The sequence below is a fragment of the Promicromonospora aerolata genome (assembly GCF_042682255.1).
Taxonomy (GTDB): Bacteria; Actinomycetota; Actinomycetes; order Actinomycetales; family Cellulomonadaceae; genus Promicromonospora; species Promicromonospora aerolata.
Genome location: NZ_JBHUHF010000001.1, coordinates 4,310,590 through 4,331,770, shown reverse-complemented (window position 1 = coordinate 4,331,770; position 21,181 = coordinate 4,310,590). Strand labels below are relative to the sequence as shown.

The 21,181-nt window shown below is 71.4% G+C and carries 22 protein-coding genes and 1 riboswitch; of the genes, 14 read left to right on the top strand and 8 right to left on the bottom strand.

What is annotated here, in order from left to right:
- Positions 1 to 30: 30 nt before the first annotated feature.
- The 7 genes from ACFSL2_RS19310 (at position 31) to ACFSL2_RS19280 (ending at position 7,415) form a co-directional block, all read left to right on the top strand.
- Positions 31 to 780 (top strand): TetR/AcrR family transcriptional regulator, encoded by a 750-nt coding sequence (locus ACFSL2_RS19310; RefSeq protein ID WP_377199389.1) that lies wholly within the window; start codon positions 31 to 33, stop codon positions 778 to 780.
- Positions 781 to 902: 122 nt separating this feature from the next.
- A riboswitch (FMN riboswitch) is annotated at positions 903 to 1,040 on the top strand.
- 111 nt (positions 1,041 to 1,151) lie between these two features.
- Positions 1,152 to 1,844, top strand: coding sequence for a nicotinamide riboside transporter PnuC (gene pnuC / locus ACFSL2_RS19305; protein WP_377199388.1), 693 nt, complete (start codon positions 1,152 to 1,154; stop codon positions 1,842 to 1,844).
- Positions 1,845 to 1,863: 19 nt separating this feature from the next.
- The gene (locus ACFSL2_RS19300) at positions 1,864 to 3,015 is read left to right on the top strand and encodes a Gfo/Idh/MocA family protein (RefSeq protein WP_377199387.1); all 1,152 of its coding nucleotides are present in this window, start codon (positions 1,864 to 1,866) and stop codon (positions 3,013 to 3,015) included.
- Between the two features lie 50 nt (positions 3,016 to 3,065).
- On the top strand, positions 3,066 to 4,286 hold the full coding sequence (locus tag ACFSL2_RS19295; RefSeq protein WP_377199386.1) for an acyl-CoA dehydrogenase family protein: 1,221 nt from the start codon (positions 3,066 to 3,068) through the stop codon (positions 4,284 to 4,286).
- A gap of 158 nt (positions 4,287 to 4,444) precedes the next feature.
- Positions 4,445 to 5,842, top strand: coding sequence for a sensor histidine kinase (locus ACFSL2_RS19290; protein ID WP_377199385.1), 1,398 nt, complete (start codon positions 4,445 to 4,447; stop codon positions 5,840 to 5,842).
- Positions 5,830 to 6,489 (top strand): response regulator, encoded by a 660-nt coding sequence (locus ACFSL2_RS19285; RefSeq protein ID WP_377199384.1) that lies wholly within the window; start codon positions 5,830 to 5,832, stop codon positions 6,487 to 6,489. The genes ACFSL2_RS19290 and ACFSL2_RS19285 overlap by 13 nt, the downstream gene beginning before the upstream one ends.
- Positions 6,489 to 7,415 carry a DUF4097 family beta strand repeat-containing protein gene (locus tag ACFSL2_RS19280; RefSeq protein WP_377199383.1) on the top strand — a complete coding sequence of 309 codons (927 nt, stop codon included), beginning with the start codon at positions 6,489 to 6,491 and terminating at the stop codon, positions 7,413 to 7,415. Before ACFSL2_RS19285 ends, ACFSL2_RS19280 begins: the two co-directional genes overlap by 1 nt.
- Here ACFSL2_RS19280 and ACFSL2_RS19275 read toward each other — a convergent pair whose 3' ends face one another.
- Positions 7,416 to 8,645, bottom strand: a complete 1,230-nt coding sequence (locus ACFSL2_RS19275; protein ID WP_377199382.1) for an Nramp family divalent metal transporter — start codon at positions 8,643 to 8,645, stop codon at positions 7,416 to 7,418.
- A 111-nt stretch (positions 8,646 to 8,756) separates the two neighbouring features.
- Between ACFSL2_RS19275 and ACFSL2_RS19270 the strand changes: the two genes are divergently transcribed.
- From ACFSL2_RS19270 to ACFSL2_RS19255, 4 genes are all read left to right on the top strand, one after another.
- A complete protein-coding gene (locus tag ACFSL2_RS19270; protein WP_377199381.1) occupies positions 8,757 to 10,064 on the top strand; it encodes a hypothetical protein in 1,308 nt (435 codons plus the stop codon).
- Positions 10,065 to 10,224: 160 nt separating this feature from the next.
- The gene (locus ACFSL2_RS19265) at positions 10,225 to 11,370 is read left to right on the top strand and encodes a glycosyltransferase family 4 protein (RefSeq protein WP_377199380.1); all 1,146 of its coding nucleotides are present in this window, start codon (positions 10,225 to 10,227) and stop codon (positions 11,368 to 11,370) included.
- Position 11,371: 1 nt separating this feature from the next.
- Positions 11,372 to 12,664, top strand: coding sequence for a glycosyltransferase (locus ACFSL2_RS19260; RefSeq protein ID WP_377199379.1), 1,293 nt, complete (start codon positions 11,372 to 11,374; stop codon positions 12,662 to 12,664).
- Between the two features lies 1 nt (position 12,665).
- Entirely contained in the window at positions 12,666 to 13,682 is a 1,017-nt protein-coding gene (locus tag ACFSL2_RS19255; RefSeq protein ID WP_377199378.1) for a GDSL-type esterase/lipase family protein, read from the top strand.
- A 16-nt stretch (positions 13,683 to 13,698) separates the two neighbouring features.
- Here the strand turns inward: ACFSL2_RS19255 and ACFSL2_RS19250 are convergent, their stop codons facing one another.
- Positions 13,699 to 14,577, bottom strand: coding sequence for an NAD(P)-dependent oxidoreductase (locus ACFSL2_RS19250; RefSeq protein WP_377199377.1), 879 nt, complete (start codon positions 14,575 to 14,577; stop codon positions 13,699 to 13,701).
- Positions 14,574 to 15,509, bottom strand: coding sequence for an NAD(P)-dependent oxidoreductase (locus ACFSL2_RS19245; protein WP_377199376.1), 936 nt, complete (start codon positions 15,507 to 15,509; stop codon positions 14,574 to 14,576). Before ACFSL2_RS19245 ends, ACFSL2_RS19250 begins: the two co-directional genes overlap by 4 nt.
- Before the next feature lie 113 nt (positions 15,510 to 15,622).
- On the opposite strand from ACFSL2_RS19245, the gene ACFSL2_RS19240 reads away from it, so the two are divergent.
- The gene (locus ACFSL2_RS19240; RefSeq protein ID WP_377199375.1) at positions 15,623 to 16,003 is read left to right on the top strand and encodes a winged helix-turn-helix transcriptional regulator; all 381 of its coding nucleotides are present in this window, start codon (positions 15,623 to 15,625) and stop codon (positions 16,001 to 16,003) included.
- Positions 16,004 to 16,012: 9 nt separating this feature from the next.
- Here ACFSL2_RS19240 and ACFSL2_RS19235 read toward each other — a convergent pair whose 3' ends face one another.
- Entirely contained in the window at positions 16,013 to 16,426 is a 414-nt protein-coding gene (locus tag ACFSL2_RS19235; RefSeq protein ID WP_377199374.1) for a carboxymuconolactone decarboxylase family protein, read from the bottom strand.
- Positions 16,427 to 16,600: 174 nt separating this feature from the next.
- Here ACFSL2_RS19235 and ACFSL2_RS19230 point away from each other — a divergent pair, with 174 nt between their 5' ends.
- Positions 16,601 to 17,458: an alpha/beta hydrolase gene (locus tag ACFSL2_RS19230; protein WP_377199373.1), complete on the top strand. Its 858-nt coding sequence runs from the start codon at positions 16,601 to 16,603 to the stop codon at positions 17,456 to 17,458.
- 6 nt (positions 17,459 to 17,464) lie between these two features.
- Here ACFSL2_RS19230 and ACFSL2_RS19225 read toward each other — a convergent pair whose 3' ends face one another.
- Together ACFSL2_RS19225 and ACFSL2_RS19220 are read right to left on the bottom strand one after the other, a co-directional pair.
- Positions 17,465 to 18,292, bottom strand: a complete 828-nt coding sequence (locus ACFSL2_RS19225; RefSeq protein WP_377199372.1) for a protein phosphatase 2C domain-containing protein — start codon at positions 18,290 to 18,292, stop codon at positions 17,465 to 17,467.
- Positions 18,293 to 18,304: 12 nt separating this feature from the next.
- Positions 18,305 to 18,949 (bottom strand): 2'-5' RNA ligase family protein, encoded by a 645-nt coding sequence (locus tag ACFSL2_RS19220; RefSeq protein WP_377199371.1) that lies wholly within the window; start codon positions 18,947 to 18,949, stop codon positions 18,305 to 18,307.
- Positions 18,950 to 19,473: 524 nt separating this feature from the next.
- On the opposite strand from ACFSL2_RS19220, the gene ACFSL2_RS19215 reads away from it, so the two are divergent.
- Positions 19,474 to 19,953, top strand: a complete 480-nt coding sequence (locus ACFSL2_RS19215) for a P-loop nucleotide/nucleoside kinase family protein (protein ID WP_377199370.1) — start codon at positions 19,474 to 19,476, stop codon at positions 19,951 to 19,953.
- 190 nt (positions 19,954 to 20,143) lie between these two features.
- Here ACFSL2_RS19215 and ACFSL2_RS19210 read toward each other — a convergent pair whose 3' ends face one another.
- Together ACFSL2_RS19210 and ACFSL2_RS19205 are read right to left on the bottom strand one after the other, a co-directional pair.
- On the bottom strand, positions 20,144 to 20,455 hold the full coding sequence (locus ACFSL2_RS19210; RefSeq protein ID WP_357474987.1) for a type II toxin-antitoxin system PemK/MazF family toxin: 312 nt from the start codon (positions 20,453 to 20,455) through the stop codon (positions 20,144 to 20,146).
- Entirely contained in the window at positions 20,452 to 20,718 is a 267-nt protein-coding gene (locus tag ACFSL2_RS19205; protein ID WP_377199369.1) for a hypothetical protein, read from the bottom strand. Before ACFSL2_RS19205 ends, ACFSL2_RS19210 begins: the two co-directional genes overlap by 4 nt.
- Positions 20,719 to 21,181: the final 463 nt, after the last annotated feature.

Genomic DNA, 21,181 nt, shown 5'->3' with positions numbered 1-21,181 from the left:
GTCCGGCACGCACGGGGTAGCCTGCCTGGCATGACCGCCGTCCGTACCCACACGCACGCGCAGGCAGTAGACGCTGCGGTGGACCTGTTCACCCGGCAGGGGTACGAGGGAACCACTGTCGAGGAGATCGCCGACGCCGCCAAGGTCAGCCGGGCCACGTTCTTCCGCCGGTTCCGCTCGAAGGAAGACGTGGTCTTCGCCGACCACGAGCTGCTGCTCGAGGAGGTGGTGGTGATGCTCGCCGCCACGCGTCCCGACGCCCGCGCCAGCGAGGAGTCCGGGCACGACCTCGGGCGCGCCTGGGACCCCGACGTCGACCCGTACCTCGAGGTGTGCCGCGCCGCACGCATGGTGTTCGACCACCATGTGGGCCAGCGCGAGACCTCGCTCGCCCGGTACGCCCTGCTGCAGCAGGTCCCCGCGCTACGTGACCGTGAGCTCATCACCACGCACCGCTACGAGCGGGCGTTCACGCACTACCTGCGCGACACGCTGCCGCCGGAGCGTTCCGCCTCGACGGCGTCGATAGCCTTCGCCGCCTCCGTCGTCGCCGTGCACAACGCGATCCTGCGCCGCTGGCTGCGTACGCCGTCGCTCGAGCTGCGGCCCGAGCTCGAGGAGGCGTTCGCCGACCTCCGGCGGGCCGCCGTCCTCGGCACTGCCGCCCACCCGCTGTCCGACGACGGCACTCCGGCGGGCCGGCGCGTGGTCGTCACCGTCGTCGAGGGCGGGGCGGGGGCCGACGAGGTGGCCCGCGCGGTCCGGGACGCCCTCGTCTGACTCCACGTGTGAGACCGCGGTCGCTCGGGTGACCTGTGCTTCTGACCCGTCGGGGGGCGGGTGTTCGGTCGGGAATGCGCCCATGGCATCCTGTGTTCCGATAGTCAACGTGCAGCAGATGCACACGTGCTCCGGGGTCGGTGAAATTCCGAGCCGGCGGTGATAGTCCGCGACCCGGGTCGCTCCTTCGGGAACGACCCGGCTGACCTGGTGAGATTCCAGGACCGACGGTTAAAGTCCGGATGGGAGGAAGCACGTGCGGCGCGCGCCGACGCCCCTCGGGGCGCCGTCACCGCGCCGTCGTCGGCGCCTTGTGGCGCGCCGGCCCTCACCCCGGAGTCCCCGTGTGCGGACCGGGAGAGGGAAGAGACATGGACTGGTTCCGCGCCGCCTACGACGCGACATTCCTGGTAGGCGACCAGCAGATCTACTGGCGCGAGGTCATCGGCAACGTGTTCGGGCTGGCGTCCGCGCTCGGTGGGCTGCGCCGCAAGGTGTGGGCCTGGCCCGTGGGCATCGTCGGGAACATCCTGCTCTTCACCGTCTTCATGGGCTCCTGGTTCGGCGAGACCTCCCGGGCCGACATGCTGGGCCAGGCCGGGCGCCAGATCATGTTCATCGCGGTCTCCGTCTACGGCTGGTACCGCTGGCGCCAGACGCGCCGGCTGGGCGGCGTCGGCACGGTGGCCGTGCACCCCCGCTGGGCCTCCTGGCGGGCCCGGGTCGGCCTGGTCACCGGGATGCTGGCTGGCACACTGCTCCTCACCCCGCTCTTCCGCACCCTGGGCTCGTACGAACCCGTCTGGGCCGACGCCTGGATCTTCATGGGCTCCGTGCTCGCCACCTACGGCATGGCCAAGGGCTGGGTCGAGTTCTGGCTGATCTGGGTCGCCGTCGACCTCGTGGGCGTGCCCCTGCTCTTCTCCGCCGGCTACTGGGCGACCGCCCTGATGTACCTGTTCTACGGCGCGTTCACGCTGTTCGGGTTCTTCGCCTGGTGGCGCATCAGCCGCCGCGAGAGCGGAGATCCCGACCGGCCCGGCAAGGTGGCCGCGGCGGCCTGATCGCGTACCGTCGGCCCTCGTGACCGCACAGGACCGCACGGCCAGGATCGGGATCGTCGGATCGGGCTTCCGCGCCCGCACCATGTTGCGCGTGCTGCACGCCCTGCCGGACCGCTTCGAGGTGTCCGGCGTCGCCACCCGGAACGCGGCGGACCGTGCGGAGCTCGCGGCGAGCGGCCTGCCGGCGGCGGGCCTGCCGGGCCGGCCGGGCCGCGTCTACGCGTCGGTCGCCGAGCTGCTCGCCGGCGGCCGGCCCGACGTCGTGCTGCTGACGCTGCCCGCCGGCGCCGCCCAGCCGGTGATCCGCGAGCTCGCCGCCGCGGGCGTCCCGGTGCTCACCGAGACACCGGCAGCGGGCACGGTCGCCGAGCTGGCGGCGCTGCAGCACCTCGTGGACGACGGCGCCTGCGTGCACGTCGCCGAGCAGTACCACCTGGAGCCGCTGGTCGGGGCACAGCTCGCGGTGGCGGCGTCCGGCCGGCTGGGCAGGGTCACGGACGCGCACGTCGCCGTCGCGCACGACTATCACGGCCTCGACGTGCTGCGCCGGGCACTGGGTGTCACCTTCGAGGACGCCGTCATCACCGCCCGGCGCGACGCCCGCCGCGTGCTGCCCAGCCCGAGCCGTGCGGGCGACCCCGAGGACCTGGCCCTGGTCGACACCGTGCACGCGACCGCGTGGCTCGACTTCGGCGACCGGCTCGGCACCTACGAGTTCGACGACGTCCAGTACCGCTCCTGGGTGCGCTCCCCCGCACTGCTCGTCCGCGGCGAACGGGGTGAGCTGCGCGACGACGTCGTGCGGCACGTCGGCGGCGACGGGCTCCCCCGGCGCTCCACGCTCGAACGCGTGGCCGCAGGCGGCGCCGGCAGCCACGAGGGGCTGTTCCTGCGGGGCTACACGCTCGACGGCGAGTGGCTCTACCGCAACCCGTTCCGCCCGGCCCGGCTGCCCGACGACGAGCTGTCCATCGCGCACATCGTCATGGCCATGGCCGACCACGTGCTGCACGGGGCACCAGCGCCCTGCTCCGTCGCCGAGGCCGCGCAGGACCAGTACCTCCAGCTCGAGGTGCGGCGCGCTGCGGCGTCGGGCGAACGGGTGCGGACCCGGCAGCAGCCCTGGGCAGCCGGACGGGTCTGCGGTCGCGCCGAGGACCACCGAGTGTGAGACCTAGTATCGCTTGACCTGAGATCCGGTACCGGAGCACCATGGGAAGCATGACTCAGACTCCCGGGGTGACGGCACCCGACTACGACGTCACGCAGCCGCTCGACATCGACTTCGCCGGCGCCTTCGCCGACGTCACGGAGGAGGAGCGGGCCTGGCAGCTCGCCGTCCGCCGGTTCGTCCAGGACGAGGTGCTGCCCGTCATCGACGGCTACTGGGAGCGCTACGAGGTCCCGATGGACCTGGTCAAGCGCATGGCCGAGCTGGACTTCCTGCGCGACGGCGTTGACGTGCCCGGGTACCCGAAGATCTCCAAGATGGCGGAGGGCCTCGCCGCGATGGAGATGTCGCGCGGTGACGGCTCGGTGACGACCATCTGCGGCGTGCAGGGCGGTCTCGCGCTGCGGTCCATCGTGATGCTGGGCTCCGACGAGCAGATCGAGCAGTACGCGGGCCCCATGGCCCGGGGCGAGATCCTCGGCGCGTTCGCGCTGACCGAGCCCACCCACGGCTCGGACTCGGTGGGCCTGGAGACCACCGCGGTGCGGGAGACCCGCGACGGAGTCGAGGGCTACGTCATCAACGGCGAGAAGAAGTGGATCGGCTTCGGCTCGATCGGCGACATCTCCGTCGTGTGGGCACGCGGCGAGGACAGCCAGGTGCACGGCTACATCGTGCCGCAGGACACCCCCGGCTACGACGCGACGACGATCGAGGGCAAGATCTCGCTGCGCGCCATCCACCAGGCGCACATCGTGCTGAACGACGTGTTCGTCCCGGCCGAGAACCTCCTGCCGAAGGCCCGCTCGTTCAAGGACACCGGCCGCGTCCTGTTCGCCACCCGGCTCGGGGTCGCCTGGGGCGCCGTCGGCCAGGCCGTGGCCTGCTACGAGGCCGCCGTCGCGTACTCCAAGCAGCGCACGCAGTTCGGCCGGCCGTTGGCGGCGAGCCAGATGGTGCAGGAACGCCTGACCAAGATGCTGTCGACCATCACGCAGATGCAGCTTCTGGTGAAGCAGCTGACGCGCCTCGACGAGGCCGACCAGCTCACCGGCCCGCAGGCCTCGCTCGCCAAGTACACGTGCACGCGCGGCGCCCGGGAGGTCGCCGCGATCGCCCGCGACATGCTGGGTGGCAACGGCATCCTGCTGGAGAACCGCGTGGCCCGGCACTTCGCCGACATCGAGGCCCTGCACACCTACGAGGGCACCGAGAGCATGCAGGCCCTCATCGTCGGCCGGGAGATCACGGGCACCAGCGCCTTCGCCTGACCCGGCCCGCCGAGGTAGAGCCGCAGCCCCGGTCCTACCTCGGCACGGCGAGGCACGGGAAAGAGCGAGGGGAAGGGGTAGGGGTAGGGGAAACCCGACCCTCGCCCCGTGGGCCGGCAGCATGTTGCGGGGCGCCGCGTCGGCCTAATGTCATGACCATGACCAGCGATGACGGCCCGGCGCCGCCCCAGCCCCCCGCTCTCGAGGACCTCGTCGCACCCGCGCTCGTCTCAACCTCCGCGTTCTTCCGGGCGCCGTACGACCCCGCGACGTGGCGTGCGCTCGCCGCCCTGACCGTCGGCTGGCTCTGGCACCTGACCGGCGGACTGACGCTGTGGGTCCTCGTCGTGGTGTCGGCGAGCATCGTCCCGGCGCTCGGCGTCGGGCTGCCGCTGCTCGCGGCGTCCCTCGTCGTCGCACGGTGGTTCGGCCGGGCCGAGCGCGCCCGCATCGCCACCCAGACCGGGATCACGATCCCCGCGCCGTTGACACCGACGCCCGCGCGGCGCGGCTTCTGGTCACGCCTGTGGTCCCCGGTCCGCGACGGCCGCGCGTGGGCCGCGGCACTCTACGCCTTCCTCGCGATGCTGGTCAGCACGGTATTCTTCCCGATCGCCGTGGCGCTGATCGCCGGCGCGATCGCAGCGGTCGTGTTCGTGCCGCTGGGCCGGGGCACCGCGCTCGCCCAGTGGACCGGCCTGTCGTGGCCGGCCCTGGTGGTCGGCGCGCTGGCCGGCGCGGTCGTGCTGGTGTGGGCGGGATCGGCCCTCGCGCAGTACGGGTCGTACCTGCTCGTGCGGCTCGCGGCGCTCCTGCTGGGCCCCTCCGCCGCCGACGTCGCCCGCGCCCGCGCGGCCTTCGCCGAGCAGGAGACGCGCCTCGCCGAGGCCGCTGCGCACACCGCCCGCGAACGGGCAGTGGTCCTGACCGAGTCGCGCACGGCGGTCGTCTCGGCCGCCGACATCGAGCGCCGCCGTATCGAACGTGACCTGCACGACGGAGCGCAGCAGCGTCTCGTCGCCCTCGGGGTCGAGCTGGGCGTGGCCCGCCGGCTGGCCGACAAGGATCCCGAGCACGCCGTCGCCGCCCTGGAGGTGGCGCACCGCGAGATCAAGGAGACCCTCGCCGAGCTGCGTGACCTGGTCCGGGGGATCCACCCCGCCGTCCTGTCCGACCGCGGGCTGGACGCCGCGCTCTCTGCCCTCGCGGGGCGCAGCCCGGTCCCGGTCCGGGTGGAGGTGACTGGCGACCTCGCCCCGGCGGGTTCCGCCGCACAGGCCGCCGCCTACTTCGTGGTCGCCGAGGCGCTCACGAACATCGCCAAGCACGCCGGGGCGGAGTCGGCCCGGGTCCGTGCGAGCCTGGTCCCGGAAGGGCGTCCGGCGCGGCTTCGCGTCGTGGTGTCCGACGACGGCCGGGGCGGCGCCGAGCTGTCCCCCGGCAGCGGGCTCGAGGGCCTGCGGGGCCGGGTCGCGGCCCTGGACGGCACGTTCGAGCTCGACAGTCCGCCCGGCAAGGGCACCCACCTGACCGTGGAGGTCCCGTGCGCATCGTGATCGCGGAGGACTCGGTCCTCCTCCTGGACGGCCTCACCCGGCTCCTGGCCGCGGAGGGCCACACCGTGACGGGGTACGGCACGGCGGACGACCTCGTCCGGGCACTCTCGACGCCCGACGGCGGGCTGCCCGACCTGCTCGTCACGGACGTCCGGATGCCGCCGTCGCACACCGACGAGGGGCTGCGGGCCGCCGTGCACCTGCGCAGCCTGCACCCGGACCTGCCCGTGCTCGTGCTGTCGCAGTACGTGGAGCAGAGCTACGCGACCGAGCTCTTCGCCCGCGGGGCGCGCGGCCTCGGCTACGTGCTCAAGGACCGCGTGGCCGACGTCGACGAGTTCCTGGACGCGGTCGCCCGGGTGTCCGGCGGAGGGACCGTCGTGGACCCGGAGGTCGTCACCCAGATCATCGCCCGGAACCCGCACTCCAGCCTCGACGTGCTGACCCGGCGTGAGCACGAGGTGCTCGCACTCATGGCAGAGGGCCGTTCCAACGCCGCCATCGCGGACCGCCTCGTCGTGGGGTTGGCCGCCGTGGAGAAGCACGTCACCAACATCCTGAACAAGCTCGGCCTCCCGCCGGCCACCGACGACCACCGCCGTGTGCTCGCCGTGCTGCGCTGGCTCGACCAGAACGGATCCCGCTGATGACCCAGCCTGACGCCCAGCAGGGCGCCTACCCCCAGGACGCCGGATTCCCGCCGGAACCGCCACGGCGCGGCGTCACGGGCCGCGTGCTCGGCACCGTCGGCGTGGTCGTCGCCGTCGCGGTGGTCGGGTTCGGCGCCCTGTTCCTGACCGACCTGATGATGGCGCAGACCACCGCCACCCACCGGTCCTACGACGCCGCGTCCGTGGAGCTCGTCGAGCTCGTGGCCGACGGCGACGTCACGGTCCAGGCCGCCGAGGGCGACATCGAGGTGGACGTCATCGCGCACAGCGGCCTGCGTGAGCCGACGTACTCGGCGGACGAGATCCCTGGCCGGCTCGAGCTCACGCACCGGTGCGGGTGGTCCATCGCGCTGCCCCGCTGCTCGGGCGAGCTCGACGTGACCCTGCCGCCCGGCACCGAGGTGGTGATCCGGACGGAGAACGGCGACGTCGTCGCGAGCGGCCTGGCCGGTGAGAGCCTCCTGCGGACGAGCAACGGTGACATCGAGGCCTCCGACCTGTCCGGACCGGTGACCGCCCAGTCCAGCAACGGCGACGTCGACCTCTCCGACACCGTCGCCGACGTCGACGCCATGACGTCCAACGGCGAGATCTTCGTCAGGGACGTCGACGGGACCGTGACGGCGCACACCAGCAACGGCCGGATCTCCCTCGCCACGGTGACCGGCGACGCCTCGGCGACCACCAGCAACGGATCGGTGGAGATCGCGGCGGTGAGCGGGAACGTCTACGGCGAGTCGAGCAACGGACGGGTCACCGTGATCGGCGACGGCGACCCCGTGGCCCTGACGATGAACACCTCCAACGGCAACAAGACCGTCGAGGGGCCCACCGACCCGAACGCCGAGCGCACCGTCGAGATCCGCAGCTCGAACGGCGACGTCGCCTACCTCGACCGGTGACTATCCCGCGAACGTGAGCCAGAGCAGCGTCACGTTCAGTGCCACGATCACGCCCGCGACCACCCAGGCCAGCACCTGGGTGGTCAGGGCGTTCCGGTGCTCGCCGAGCAGCTCGCGGTCCCGCGTGAGGCGCACGAGGGGGATCATCGCGAACGGGATGCCGAAGCTGAGCACCACCTGGCTGACCACGAGGAGCCACGTGGGCGAGATCCCGGTCATCAGCAGGATGATCGCGGGCAGCAGCGTCACCAGCCGGCGAGTCAGCAGCGACACCCGGATCCGCAGCAGCCCGGACATGATCTCCGCGCCCGCGTAGGCACCGACCGACGTCGACGCGAGCCCCGAGGCCAGGAGCCCGACGGCGAACAGCACGCCCACCACGGGTCCCAGCGCGCCGGCGATCGCGGCGTGCGCCCCCTCGATGGTGTCGGTGCCCTCCCGGCCCGGGAGGTTCGCCGCCGCGAGCAGGAGCATGGCGATGTTCACGCTGCCGGCCAGGATCAGGGCCAGCACCACGTCGATCCGCGTGGCACGCAGGATCCGCGGCGTCGACGTCGACGGCGCGTGCAGGTGGTCGCGGGCGAGCGAGGAGTGCAGGTAGATCGCGTGCGGCATCACCGTCGCACCGAGCATGGACGCGGCGAGGAGCACCGAGTCGGCACCGGCCAGACGCGGCACCAGACCGGCCAGCATGGCTGCCGGGTCCGGTGGGGAGAAGAACAGCCCGGCGCAGAAGCCGACGGTGAGCACCGCCAGCATCGTCGTGACGACACCCTCGAAGGCCCGCTGGCCACGCTGCTGCTGCACCGCCAGGACCAGGAGCGACACCACCCCGGTGATGATCCCGCCCAGCACGAGCGGCACGCCGAACAACAGGTGGAGCGCGATGGCGCCGCCGATCACCTCGGCGAGGTCGGTGGCCGCCGCCACGATCTCGGCCTGCACCCAGTACGCGAGGCGGGCCGGGCGAGGCAGCCGCTCCCCCAGCACCTCCGGCAGCGACCGGCCGGTCACCACGCCGAGCTTCGCCGACAGGTACTGCACGAGCACCGCCATCGCGTTGGCCGCGACGAGCACCCAGACGAGCAGGTAGCCGAACCGGGCCCCGGCGGTGAGGTTCGCGGCCACGTTGCCCGGGTCCACGTAGGCGATGGCCGCCACGAAGGCGGGGCCCAGCAGGACGAAGAGGCGGGCACGGCCTGCACGGGGCCCTGCGACGGTGCGGGTCATCTGATCTCCAGAAAGTTCGGGTAGCCGAACTCTAACTCGCGGGTGCCCGGATTTGTACCCCCTGGAGGGCGCACCACCGACGCGATCACCGATCAGTGCAAGGATGTGGCCGTGCCGAGCGCGTCAGACATTTCGACAACGCCCAAGGCCGTGGGCAAGGACATCCTGCGGTCCGCCACCCGTGTGCTCTCGTCCTGGCCGGCCCTGTGGATCGGGTTCGCCCTGGCGCACGCCTGGATCATCCTGCAGGCCTGGGTCTTCGAGCAGCAGATCTTCGGCGACGTGAACCTGTACGAGTGGTGGGTCCGCAACGGCATGGACGCCGGCTGGTGGCCCGTCTTCGACTACGACTGGGTGTACCCGATCGGTGCGCTCGGGCCCATGGCGGTCCCCGCGCTGCTCGCCGACTCGACGCACGGCTACTACTGGATGTGGATGGGCCTCGTGACGGCCGCCAACGCCGTGGCCGTGCTGCTGCTCGGCCGGGCCCGCCCGCACGGCCGCGCCGCCGTCTGGTTCTGGCTCGCCTTTCTCGTCGCGCTCGGCCCCATCTGGATCGGGCGGCTCGACGGCCTGCTCGCCCCGATCATCCTCGTCGCGCTCCTCGTCGCGTCCCGGCGGCCCGCGCTCGCGATGACGCTCGCCACCGTGGGCGCGTGGATCAAGATCGCCCCGGGCGCGGTGGCGCTCGCGCTGGCCGCGACGGCGTCCAGCCTCAAGGCGTTCCTGCGCAACGTCGTGCTGCCCGGCGCGGCGGTGTGCGCCGTCGTCGTCGGTGTCGCTCTCGCGGGCGGCGGGCAGGACAACGTGCTCGACGTGTTCGGCGAGCAGGGTGACCGCCAGCTCCAGGTCGAGGCCGTCGCCGCCACGCCGTTCACCCTGGCCCGGCTCTGGGACTCGTCGATCCGGGTCGAGTACGACACCGTCATCTACACCTACGAGGTGCTCGGCGAGGGCGCCGACGGCGTCGCGCAGGCCCTCGACGTCGCGCTCCCGGTCGCCGCGATGCTGCTCGCCGCGCTCATCTGGTGGGCCGCCCGACGCCGGCCCGACCGCGTCGGCGACGTGCTCCTGCTCGGCGCCGCCGCGGAGCTGCTGGCCCTCATCGTCTTCAACAAGGTGGGATCACCGCAGTTCATCGCGTGGATCGGGCCCCCCATGGCGGCCGCGATCGCCCTCGGCAGCCGCAGCCAGGGCACCCGCCGCACGTGGTTCCTGCCCGCGCTCGGCACGCTCCTCGTCGCTCGGCTCACGATGGAGATCTACCCGCTCCGGTACGGCGAGTTCCTCGGCGGCTGGCCGCTCGCCACGACCGTCGGTGCCGTGCGCAACGCACTGCTCGTGGCCCTGCTGGTGGGCGCGGTCGTCCGGCTGATCCAGGTCGCTCGGAGCCGTCAGCCCGCATCCAGAGCAGACTAAGGGTCCGTTCAGGGGTGTTCCCCATGCCAGGTACCTGGTGGCTCCGCTACCGTCATGAACGTGACATCGTGTGTAGCGGTAACCGTCTCGACGCCACCCGTTCCCCGACTCGCCGCACGGAAGACTTCGTCCGGACATCGACGACCGGCAGGTTCGTAACGTGCGAGTAGCCATCGTTGCGGAGAGCTTCCTCCCCCAGGTCAACGGGGTCACCAATTCCGTCCTGCGGGTTCTCGAGCACCTGCACGAGCGTGGGGACCAGGCCATGGTCCTCGCGCCCGACGCCGACGCGTCCATCGGTCATGTCCCGCCCTTCGTCAGCGGAGCCCCCGTGGTCGAGCTCGGCTCCATCGGCTTCCCCGGGTATCCGGACGTGCGGCTGGTCGTCGGCAAGAAGTGGCGCACCGAGCGGACGCTGGCCACGTTCGCACCCGACGTGATCCATCTGGCGTCACCGTTCATCCTCGGCTGGCGCGGCATCCTGGCCGCTGAGCGGCTGGGGCTGCCGAGCGTCGCCGTCTACCAGACCGAGGTGCCCGGCTACGCGGCGCGCTACGGCCTGGGCGGCTTCGAGCCGCTGCTCTGGAAAAGGGTCAAGGACATCCACGAGCGCGCGACCATGACGCTCGCACCGTCCACGGCCACCATGCGGCAGCTCGAGAACCACGGCATCCCCAACCTGCGCCTCTGGGGCAGGGGGGTCGACACCCAGGCGTTCCACCCGCGGTTCCGCGACGAGGCGTGGCGCCGCACCGTGGGTGCCGGCCGCGAGATCCTCGTGGGCTACGTGGGCCGCCTGGCCGCCGAGAAGCAGGTCGAGGCACTCCGGGTGGTGCAGAACCTGCCGGGCGTGCGCCTCGTGATCGTCGGCGACGGGCCGGAACGGGAAGACCTGCGGCAGATCCTCCCGGCCGCGCACTTCACCGGGTTGCTCCGCGGGGCCGAGCTGTCGCGAGCGATGGCGAGCCTCGACGTGTTCGTGCACCCGGGCGAGCTCGAGACCTTCGGCCAGACGCTGCAGGAGGCCCACGCCAGCGGGGTCCCGGTGGTCGCGCCCGCCGCGGGTGGCCCGCTGGACATCGTCCGGCACTCCCACGACGGCTGGCTGTACTCTCCAGGTGACCACGAGGCGCTCCGCGCCCGCGTCACCGACCTGGTCGGCGACGAACGAAAGCGGCGCGCCTTCGGCACTGCGGCGCGCGAACGCGCCGAAGGGCGCACGTGGCACGACATCTGCTCCGAGCTCATGGGGCACTACGACGACGCGATCCGGGTGCACGCGAGAGCCGGCTCAGCGGAGGTATAACTTGCGAATCGTCCACGTCGCGAACTTCTACAGCCCTCGTTCCGGGGGGATCCGAACCGCGATGCACGCCATGGCCGGGCAGTACCTGTCCCGGGGGCACGAACCCGTGCTCGTCGTGCCGGGAAAGCGGGACGGGGTATCGCTCGTGGACGGTGTCCGGGTCGTCACCCTCGCGGCGCCGCGCGTGCCCTTCTCCGGCGGCTACCGTGCCGTGGTGCAGCCCGGCAAGATGCGCGGCCTGCTCGAGACGCTCGCCCCGGACCGGCTCGAGGTGAGCGACCGCACGACGCTCGCGGGCCTGGGCGACTGGGCGCGCGAAGCCGGTATCCCGTCGCTCATGATGCTGCACGAGCGGGTCGACGGCGTGCTGCGGTCCTGGATCCCCGGTGCCGCGGCGGGCGGCCGGGCGGCGACGCTCGGCGCCGCGGCGGCGCCGGCGCTGGCCGACCGGTACAACCTCGCGACCGTCACCCGGTTCGACCGGCTCGTGGCCACCACCCAGTTCGCCGCGGGTGAGGTGGAGCGTCTGGCCGCCCGCACCCGGGCAGCCGCCCTTCCGCCGCTGTACCGGGTACCGCTGGGCGTCGACCTGGAACGGTTCCGCCCCGACCGGTACTCGGACGAGGCGCGCGCCCAGTACGCACCGCCCGGCACGGCACTCATCGTGCTCGCGAGCCGCCAGTCCACCGAGAAGCGACCGGACCTCGCCGTGGACGCCGCCGCCCAGCTCGTGCGGGACGGCCGCCCCGTTCGCCTCGTCGTCGCTGGTTCGGGGCCGCTCCTGCCGGCGATGCGCCGTCGGGCCGAGGCCTCCGGTCTGCCGCACCGGTTCCTCTCGTTCATCCCCGACCGCGACCGCCTCGCAACCCTGCTGACCTGCGCCGACGTCGTCATCGCGCCCGGACCGATCGAGACGTTCGGGCTCGCGGCACTCGAAGCGCTGGCCTCCGGGACCCCGGTGGTCTGCAGCTCGTCGAGCGCCCTGCCCGAGGTGGTCGGCACGGCGGGCGCCGCCGCCGCACCGGACGGAGCCGCACTCGCCCTCGCGCTGCACGAGGTGCTGGACCGTGACGTGGACCAGCGGCGCAAGGCGGCCCGCGCCCGGGCCGAGCTCTTCCCCTGGAGCGCCACCGGCGACGCGATGATCGAGCTGCACTCCCGCAAGGCCTTCGACCTGGCACCGGACCCGGCGCTCCCGGAGCTGGCACGCCTGGAGCATGCGGCGCCCGCGCCCGCGCCCACGCCCGTCGACCCGACGGAACCGGTCCACGTAGGACCTGTGGGACGACGGTGAGATGACGTCGCCGGCGGGACACGAGCGCTGCTCCGGGCTGGTCGCCCTCGGCGACTCGATCACCGTCGGTGTGGGCGACACGGTAGGCCCCGACGCCGCGCACGGGACGGGCTGGGCCGCGCACCTCGCCGCCGTGCTCGGCCTGGAGTCGTTCACGAACCTCGCCACCAACGGCGCACGCTCCCACGACGTCGCCGGCACCCAGCTCGATGCGGCGCTGGCCCTGCGGCCACGGCTGGCGACCGTGCTCGTGGGCGGCAACGACGTGCTGCGCAGCGACTTCGATGCGCGACTCATGCTCGCCGACCTGCAGCGCTGCGTCAGTGAGCTGTGCCGCGTCGGCGCCGACGTCGTGCTCGTCCGGCTCCCCGTGATCGGCCTGTTCGAGCTCGGCCCGCGGCTCGTGCGGCGCGTCATGCGACGTCGGGTCGCGTTGATCAACGCGGCGGTCGACGAGGTCGCTGCGGCCGTCCGGTCGGGTGAGCCGTCCACGGCCTCGGTCCCGTGCGAACCGGGGCCGAGCACGGGGTCCGGGCGGGTGGTCGTGGTGGACGCAGCGCAAGCGATCGCCCCGGCCGGTGCCAAGGCCTGGCACATCGACCGCGTGCACCCGTCACCGGCAGGGCACCGCGGACTGGCGCTGGCCGCTGCGGGCGCCCTCGCTCGGCCGGCTCCAGGTCACGAGAACGGGGTTGTGCCCGTGCCGACCTCTGTCACGGACACAACCCCGTTCTCGCCTGCCGAAGGCGTGGGAGGGAAGGACGACGCGGCGCGGGTCGACGCCCTCGCCGCCCGGCTCCCTGCGGCACCCGACCCGCCATCGGCCTGGGAACGCCACGTCTGGCTCGTCAAGGCCGGGCTGCCGTGGTGCATACGCAGGGGACGGGACTTCCTCCCCGGCCTGCTCCGGGCCGTCGTGCACGACCTGCGGGCGGAACGGGCGTTCACGCCCGGTGGCATGGTGACGAGCCTCGCCGATTCCGGCCTGGACCCTCGCCGACGGGTCGGCAGAGGCTGACCGGACCGTCCGGTGGTCACTCCGCGTGGGGTCGCATGGCGTCGATGATTCGGGTCCAGTTGTCGCCCCCGTGGCCGTGGTCGCGAGCCCAGGTGTAGTACGCCCGGACCGCCGCGGGCAGGCCCGTGTCGACGCCCGCCGCCTCGCTCGCCGCGACGATGTGGTCGGCGGTCGCGCCCATCATGGTGACCGTGCTGAGGTGGCCGGGATGCTCGCCGGCCTCGATCTGCACGCCGGGGTTCTCACCCACCTCGAGCATGTCGGAGGTGCCGGTCAGGGTCCGCAGCAGCTCGGGCATCGCCGTCGTCGCACCGATCCCGCCGGACTCGAGCAGCGCGGTGGCGTGCAGGAGCGAGGCGAGCGAGGTGAGGAACACGTCGAGGTTGGCCTGGTACATGAGCTGCGCCAGCCCGGGGTCCGCACCGAGGTACTGCGGCGTACCGATCGTGGCCAACGCGTCCCGGGCCGCGTCCAGCACCTCGGCGGGGCCGCTGTAGTAGACGTAGGCCGCCTCCGTGCCCACCATCGGTGCGGGCGTCATGACTCCGCCGGTCAGGAAGCGCGCACCGTGTCCGAGCGCCCACGCGGCACCCTCCCGTGTCCGGTCCGGCGAGTCCGAGCTGAGGTTCACGAGCGTGCGGCCCGCGAGTGCCTCCGTGGCAGGGCCGAGGATGTCGTACATCGCCTGGTAGTCGGTGAGGCTCAGGATCACGAGCTTGCTCGCGGCGAGCGCCTCGGCGGGTGTGGCGGCGAGCGTCGCCCCGGCCGCGACGACGTCGGCGGCGCGGCTGGGTGTGCGGTTCCAGACGGTGACGGGGTGGCCCTCCCGCAACAGGGAACGGACCATGGCCTGGCCCATCGGGCCGAGACCGATGAGGGTGACGGGTGTACTCATCGAAGGGTCTCCACTCGGTCGGTGCCGTCGGTGCCGTCGGTGCGGTCAGTGCGGTCGGTGCGGTCGGTGCGCAAGCTCTCGTAGATCCTGGCGAAGCCCTCGGCGCCGTAGCCCTGGGCGATCTGCTTGCTGATCAGCTCCTGCACGGCGGCGACGGGCACGGGGGCGACGCCCTGTTCCTCGCTCGCGCGCACGATGTGGCTGAGGTCGGAGAAGTCCAGGCTCTGCTGGCCGGCGACCGTGTAGTCACCGCCGTCGACCACTGCGGCGTCGTGCGCGAAGGCGAAGGTCATCGCGCTCAGGAACGGTGTGGCGCGGGCCGCGAACTCGGTGGCCGTCATGCCGGCCGAGCCGGCCATCGCCGCGCCGTGCAGGAACCCGGCGAACATCGTGTACATGCCCGAGAGCATGGCCAGGTCGAACAGTGAGGCCAGGCCGCTGTCCTCGCCGTCGTAGGTGCTCGTCGCCCAGCGGTCGAGCACCGGCCGGAGATCGGCGAACACCTCCGCGGAGCCGCTGTACAGGATCGATGCCTCGGGGGTACCGATCATCGACGGGGTCGCCATGATCGCGCCGTCGAGGTAGCGGACGCCGTGCCCGGCTGCCCAGGTGTCGAGCTCACGCGCCTCGTTCGGTGTGGTGGTCGTGACGTTCAGGAGCGTGCTCCCGCGCATCCCGGCGATCACCGGGTCGAGGGTCTCGTGCACCGAGGCGTGATCGAGCAGGCACGCGACGGTCAGCGGGTGCGCGGCCACGGCCGTGCCGACGGCCGCCGCCGCCTCGGCGCCGCGCGCGCTCAGCCCGGCGGCACGTTCGGGGCTGCGGTTCCAGACGGTCACGTCGTGCCCGGCGTCGAGCAGGGTGGCCGCGAGCGTGCTGCCCATCGCGCCCAGTCCGAGCACCGTGACGCCGGTGCTTCCGGGGTCGGTCATCAAAGATCTCCTCGCTGGTAGGTACGTGACCATGCTCGGCGAGCGACGTACCATCCTGGAAGTACCCACTAATTACTGGGGTACTTACCTTGTGGTTGCATGGAGGAGTCTGAATGGCCAAGGCAGCGCGTACGGGCCCGTACATCTGCGGCATCGATGCGGCGCTCGACGTCGTCAGCGGCAAGTGGAAGGGCCTGATCCTCTGGGAGCTCGAGGAGCACGGCGTGCGCCGGTTCGCCGAGCTCCGGCGTGGCCTGCCCGGCGTCAGCGAGAAGATGCTGACCCAGCACCTTCGCGAGATGGAGGCGGACGACCTGGTCCGCCGGACGGTGTACGCCGAGGTGCCGCCGCGGGTCGAGTACTCCCTCACCGAGCACGGGCGAGCGCTCAACGCGGCCCTCGCGCCGCTCGGGGACTGGGGTGTCGAACGGATCCGCCGGGAGCGCTCGGACCTGGTGGAGCACCGTGACGCCGCGGCGCTCCCGCGGCCCTGAGGCGCCGGGCTAGTCAGCGGCCAGCGGCAGCAGCCCGCGGTCGGCGAACACCTTCTTGGCGATGCCGACGGCGTTCAGGGCACGCGGGATACCGCAGTAGACGGCGCTGTGCAGGAAGGCTTCGATGATCTGCTGCGGCGTGAGGCCGACCTTGAGCGATGCCTCGACGTGCACCTCGAGCTGCGGTTCGCAGCCACCGAGCGCGGTGAGCATGCCGAGGGTCAAGAGCTGACGCTCCCGCGGCGGCAGCTCCGGGCGGGAGTAGATGTCCCCGTAGCCCCACGCGACGATCTGGTGCCCGAGCTCCGGCGCGATGTCGGCGAGGGAGTCGATGACCCCGTGGCCCGCGTCCCCGTGCACGGTGTCCAGGACCGCCTGGCCCGATGCGAATCGTTCCGCGCGCACGGTCTCGTCGTCCGTCATCGTGGTTCTCCTTCTGAGCTGCCGGCATGGGGGGTGGTGCTGGATCAGTGACACAGGAGCAAGCGCTGGTGGGCGCAGTCCAAGTCCAGCCCATGACCGGGTACCGGCGCAAGTATCTACGCAGGTCAACCTGGTTAAATCCCCCGCCGGCAGGGATCCACTTAGGCTTGCCGTGTGCCCGCATACGTGCCCTTTGTGCCGCTGCCGCTCGACCAGGAGGACGTCCGGTACGACTATGGACCCGACTCGTCACGCAGCCCTGGCGTCCCGCGTGGTTTCACCGTCGAGCTGCGCTGGGACAGCACCGCCTACCCCGGGACGAGCCGGAAGGTCTGGATCCACGTGCCTGCCGCGTACAACCCGGCCGAACCCGCCGGTCTGGCGCTCTTCCAGGACGGCTGGTGGTACCTCGACCCTGACGGTGAGGTGCGTGGCGGGATCGTCCTGGACAACCTTGTCCACCACGGCGACGTCCCGGTCACGATCGGCGTGTTCGTGGATCCGGGAGTGTTCGAGGGTGTCGAGGATCCCGTCCGGCGCAAGAACCGCAACGCCGAGTACGACGCGTTCGACGACCGGTACGGCGCCTTCCTCCTCGGGGAGATCGTCCCCGAGGTCCGACGGCGCTTCGCCGTCAGCGACGACCCGGAGCGCTGGGGCATCGTCGGCGGCAGCAGCGGCGGAAGCTGCGCCTTCACCGTGGCTTGGCACCACCCGGACCGGTTTCGCCGGGTAGCCGGCTTCCTGTCCAGCTTTTCGCAGCTGCCCGGTGGCAACAACTACCCGGCGCTCATCCACACGACGCTGCGCAAACCGCTTCGCGTCTTCCTGCAGGCCGGCCATCGCGACCTGCGCTGGAACGAACCGGACCACAACTGGCTCGCCGAGAACCTCCGGGTCGCCGCTGCCCTCGCCGAAGCGGGCTACGACTTCCGCCTGGTCCTCGGCGACGGCGGGCACAGCCCCAACCACGCCGGGGTCCTCCTGCCGGATGCGCTGCGCTGGCTGTTCCGTCAGCCTCCCGGGAACTGATGCCGCTCACTCAAGACCGGCGATCACCAAGGTCTTGTCGTCATGGCGCTTGGAGCGCGGCCAGCGGCGTCCGTCCGCGTCAGCGGCCTCGGCGTCGTGGAGCTCCCGAAGCACCTGCGCCGGGCCACGCCGGTACGCCGCGCCGGAGAGCGCACGCCACGTGACTGCCTCGGGATGCCGTTCGGGGGCGACGCCGTCGCTGGCCAGCACCAGGGCGGAGACGCCAGACCGCTCCCCGGTCGTCGTGATCCCGTGGTGCGCGGCTTCCGGTTCCGCTCCCGCGATCCAGTAGCCACCGGGCCGGTTACGACGGCAGGCCTGTTCCGCCTGCAGGGCCAGGAGCAGGTCGCGGTGCCCGACGTCGTACTCGCCCCCAGCGGCCAGGCGCGCTCGGTAGGCGGCCCGTTCGGCCGCTCCGACGGCGTCCAGGCGGTCGTCGGTGTGCACGGTCTCGTCGCCGTCGGCACGCAGCACGACGACGAAGCTGTCGCCGAGCAGGTAGGTCTCCACCGTGTCGCCGGACCACCGCGCAAGGGCAACTGTGCTGGTCGGGCTGGTATCCGGGTCCAGACGGTGGGCGTCCCGGACCGCGCGGACGGCGTCGGCCACCGTGTCGGCGAGCGCCCCGCCGCGGGGCATCCGGGCGCCGATCTCCCGCGCGAGCCGGTCGGCGTACCAGCCGGGGTCGTGGGAGCGGTCACCGGCGACCGAGGTGGCGCCGTCGAGCACGGCGGCGAACCCGTCGCCGTGGACGTAGCGGTCCTGGTTGTTGGTGCCTCCGGCACGGGTCGCGGCCTGAACGGGTACCGATGACGGCGGTTGGAGCGATTCCACCCAGAGACCGTCTCACGAGCCGAGCGGGACAGCACGGATGGTGTCCCACTCGTACATCCGGCGGTCGCGGTGCATGCGGATCAGTGCGACCTGACGGTACGTCGCGCTCGACGGTGTCGTCGGCTCGGCTCGGTCCAGCGCGGTTCGGAGTGGTGCAGCGTCCGTCTCGGCATTGCTGTACGCGACAGAGACGTGCGGTCGGAACCCGGCTTCGGGTTCCGGGCACTCTCCCAGTGCGTCGGTGATGCCCGCTCGGATGGCCCGGCGCACCTCCATGAATGCCGCAGGATCGTCCGGCGGCAGGATCAGGGCCTCGCTCGAGATGTGGGCGCGGCGGTACGACGTCGTGATCGGGGCAAGTGAGCGCAGCCGCTCGGCCACCCGGACCGTCACGTAGTCGAGGGCTGCGATGTTGATGTCCTCGACGTGGCCGACGCCCTGCATCGTCATGTGCAGCCACTCGTCGGGGACCGGGTCGAGGGTGTGGAACGTGGGCACGGCCTCGCGGTACCGCTGCGCGAGGTCGTGAACCCCGGCCTGGTCCTCCTGGGTGATGTGCCAGGCGTAGAACCTGGTCCCGACATGCCAGCTCGGACGCCACCACCAGTGGTCGGTCATGGTGTCCTGGTCGGCGTAGAGCGCGCTGTAGTCGGCCATCAGGGATCGGACCTTCCTGCGTCGGGGTCGCCCTCTGCCAGGATGCCGCATCCGGACGTACCGAGCGCAGGGCGCCCGGGTGATCTTGGGGGACGACAGCGGTCAGCCTTGGTCGGTGCCAGACCGGAAAGTGGCTACGCGGAGTCGATCAGCCTGCAGATGACGACAGCAGTCGTGTCGTGACCGGTCGAGTCGTGGCGAGTGCCGCGTTCCAGAGAAACGGTGCGGGGCTGTTCACAGATCGCGTAGGAGCGTAGGAGCGCGAACCATCATGCCGATGGGCCAGCAACAGGTCGACGGGTTTTTCCGGGCTACCGGACCCGCAGATGTCCAACACACCGTCGCTTGGCTGGTGTCGAACGGCTACTTCCACGAGTCACAGGAGGGCGAGAGCACATTCGGGGCCGCCTTAACACTTCGGCGGGGCAGCGAGAACATGGCTGCAGTCACTTCGCCGATCTGATCCAGATCGGCGATGAGCGTGGCAGGTCTCAACGTCAGTGGCGGAGCGTAACCTCGGCCCGGTGGCAGTGAACAAGACTCCAGGACCCCGCGTCGTGATGATGTGCGGGCCAGGTGGTGCAGGAAAGACCACCTACGCCAAACGCCTGGAACGCGAGGGCTGGACGCGTTTGTCGTTCGAGGTGGAGTTCTGGGATCGCGGAATCACGACGATGCCCTCCGCCGAAGTGGTCGCCGAAGTGGCAGCAGACCTGAAGGCACGCTTGCTGCGCCATGTCGCGGCGGGGAACGATGTCGTGCTCGACTTCGGATTCTGGTTCCGGCGACAGCGCGATGAGTTCCGCGCACTGCTCGCACCCCAGGACATCGTGCCGGAGACTGTTTATATCGCGACGAGTCTTGCAACCATCCTGAGCCGAGTCGGCGACCGACACGGCAGGCGGGCGGACGATTGGCCGCTCACCGAGCAGACGGCGACTGAATACTTCGAGAGGTTCGAGCCGCCGACGCCCGAGGAGGGACCGCTCGAGGTGGTCCGCTAGGCCGGACACATGTCACCCCGGATCTGCGAATCGTGAGGTGCAGTTGGAGTACGACCCCGTTGACCTACATGTTCACTCGACAACGGTTGTATGTCGTCGGCCCTCGTTGGTCGGTGCCCGATCTGAAAGTGATGGGTAAATCATGGATTCCGGCCATCACCGCGGGACGGTGACGCGTCGACAGCTCGGGCTAGGAAGGGTCGATCAGGGTATGGATGATCGCGGCGACGGCGGTCGTGTCGTGCCCTGTCGGGTCGTGTCGGGTGACGCGCTCCAGGGAGACGGTGCGGGGCTGCTCGCAGATCGCGTAGGACTTCGGCGCCACCTCGACGCGGGTCGGCCATGGCTTGTCGGTGCCGGTCAGGGGGACCACGATCGCCAGCCGCATGGACCGGTGCTGGCGGGCGTTCGACAGCACCAGGTGCGGCCGGTGCTTCGCCTGCTCGCGGCCAACGGTGGGATCCATGGACAGCCAGATGACATCACCGCGCTGAACGATCACGCGGTGGTCTCCTGGGCACGGATCATCCGCTCCTCGGCGGCGTACTCTCCCTCGGTCGGCCATGCGCCCTCTTCACGGCTCTCGGCCTCGTACTCGTCGGGGTCGATGGCGTCCATCGCTTCCCAGAACTGGCGGCGCTCGTGCTCCTCGATGAGGGCAGCCACGGTCTCGTCTGCCGTCTTGAGCGGCTTGCCGTTGAACTTGACGTGGGCGAGCCGCTGCCTCGTGGCGCGTGCAATGGTGATGGTCGTGGTCTCACTCATGACATCCACAATGACAGATTTCATGCCCTCAGGGAACCCCATACGGGTGACGCTGTCACCCGATCGGGTGACACAGACACCCATACGGGTGACGTCGCGCTCTCAGCCCTGCAGGTCTGTGACCCAATCATTCTCCCGGCTCGGGGTCCCTGATCCTCCGTCATCCGTTGGCGCGGGGCACGTCTCGGACATCGGTTCTGCCGGTAGTGCAACAGGTCCCGCTCGCCCGGCGTGGGTGACGTGGTGCGCTGGATCGGCGGGACCTGTTGCACTACCGGCGGGTTCGGTGTCAGGGCCCCGGTCAAGCCAGTGGATGGCGGAGGAGCAGGGACGCCGACGCTGCGGCACTACGTCAAGCGGACGCATATCGCGCCGGACGTCCGGGTGGTCCTGGACCTGCCGGTCAACCAGCCCGACAGCGACTCCCGGGTCGAACGCCATCACGTAGTGACGCGGAGCGGCC

Bases quoted from the DNA above. Each gene is read 5' to 3' on its own strand.
- ACFSL2_RS19310 (WP_377199389.1), top strand. From the start codon at position 31: ATGACCGCCGTCCGTACCCACACGCACGCGCAGGCAGTAGACGCTGCG.
- pnuC (WP_377199388.1), top strand. From the start codon at position 1,152: ATGGACTGGTTCCGCGCCGCCTACGACGCGACATTCCTGGTAGGCGAC.
- ACFSL2_RS19295 (WP_377199386.1), top strand. From the start codon at position 3,066: ATGACTCAGACTCCCGGGGTGACGGCACCCGACTACGACGTCACGCAG.
- ACFSL2_RS19290 (WP_377199385.1), top strand. From the start codon at position 4,445: ATGACCAGCGATGACGGCCCGGCGCCGCCCCAGCCCCCCGCTCTCGAG.
- ACFSL2_RS19280 (WP_377199383.1), top strand. From the start codon at position 6,489: ATGACCCAGCCTGACGCCCAGCAGGGCGCCTACCCCCAGGACGCCGGA.
- ACFSL2_RS19275 (WP_377199382.1), bottom strand. From the start codon at position 8,645: ATGACCCGCACCGTCGCAGGGCCCCGTGCAGGCCGTGCCCGCCTCTTC.
- ACFSL2_RS19255 (WP_377199378.1), top strand. From the start codon at position 12,666: ATGACGTCGCCGGCGGGACACGAGCGCTGCTCCGGGCTGGTCGCCCTC.
- ACFSL2_RS19250 (WP_377199377.1), bottom strand. From the start codon at position 14,577: ATGAGTACACCCGTCACCCTCATCGGTCTCGGCCCGATGGGCCAGGCC.
- ACFSL2_RS19245 (WP_377199376.1), bottom strand. From the start codon at position 15,509: ATGACCGACCCCGGAAGCACCGGCGTCACGGTGCTCGGACTGGGCGCG.
- ACFSL2_RS19240 (WP_377199375.1), top strand. From the start codon at position 15,623: ATGGCCAAGGCAGCGCGTACGGGCCCGTACATCTGCGGCATCGATGCG.
- ACFSL2_RS19235 (WP_377199374.1), bottom strand. From the start codon at position 16,426: ATGACGGACGACGAGACCGTGCGCGCGGAACGATTCGCATCGGGCCAG.
- ACFSL2_RS19220 (WP_377199371.1), bottom strand. From the start codon at position 18,949: ATGGCCGACTACAGCGCGCTCTACGCCGACCAGGACACCATGACCGAC.
- ACFSL2_RS19205 (WP_377199369.1), bottom strand. From the start codon at position 20,718: ATGAGTGAGACCACGACCATCACCATTGCACGCGCCACGAGGCAGCGG.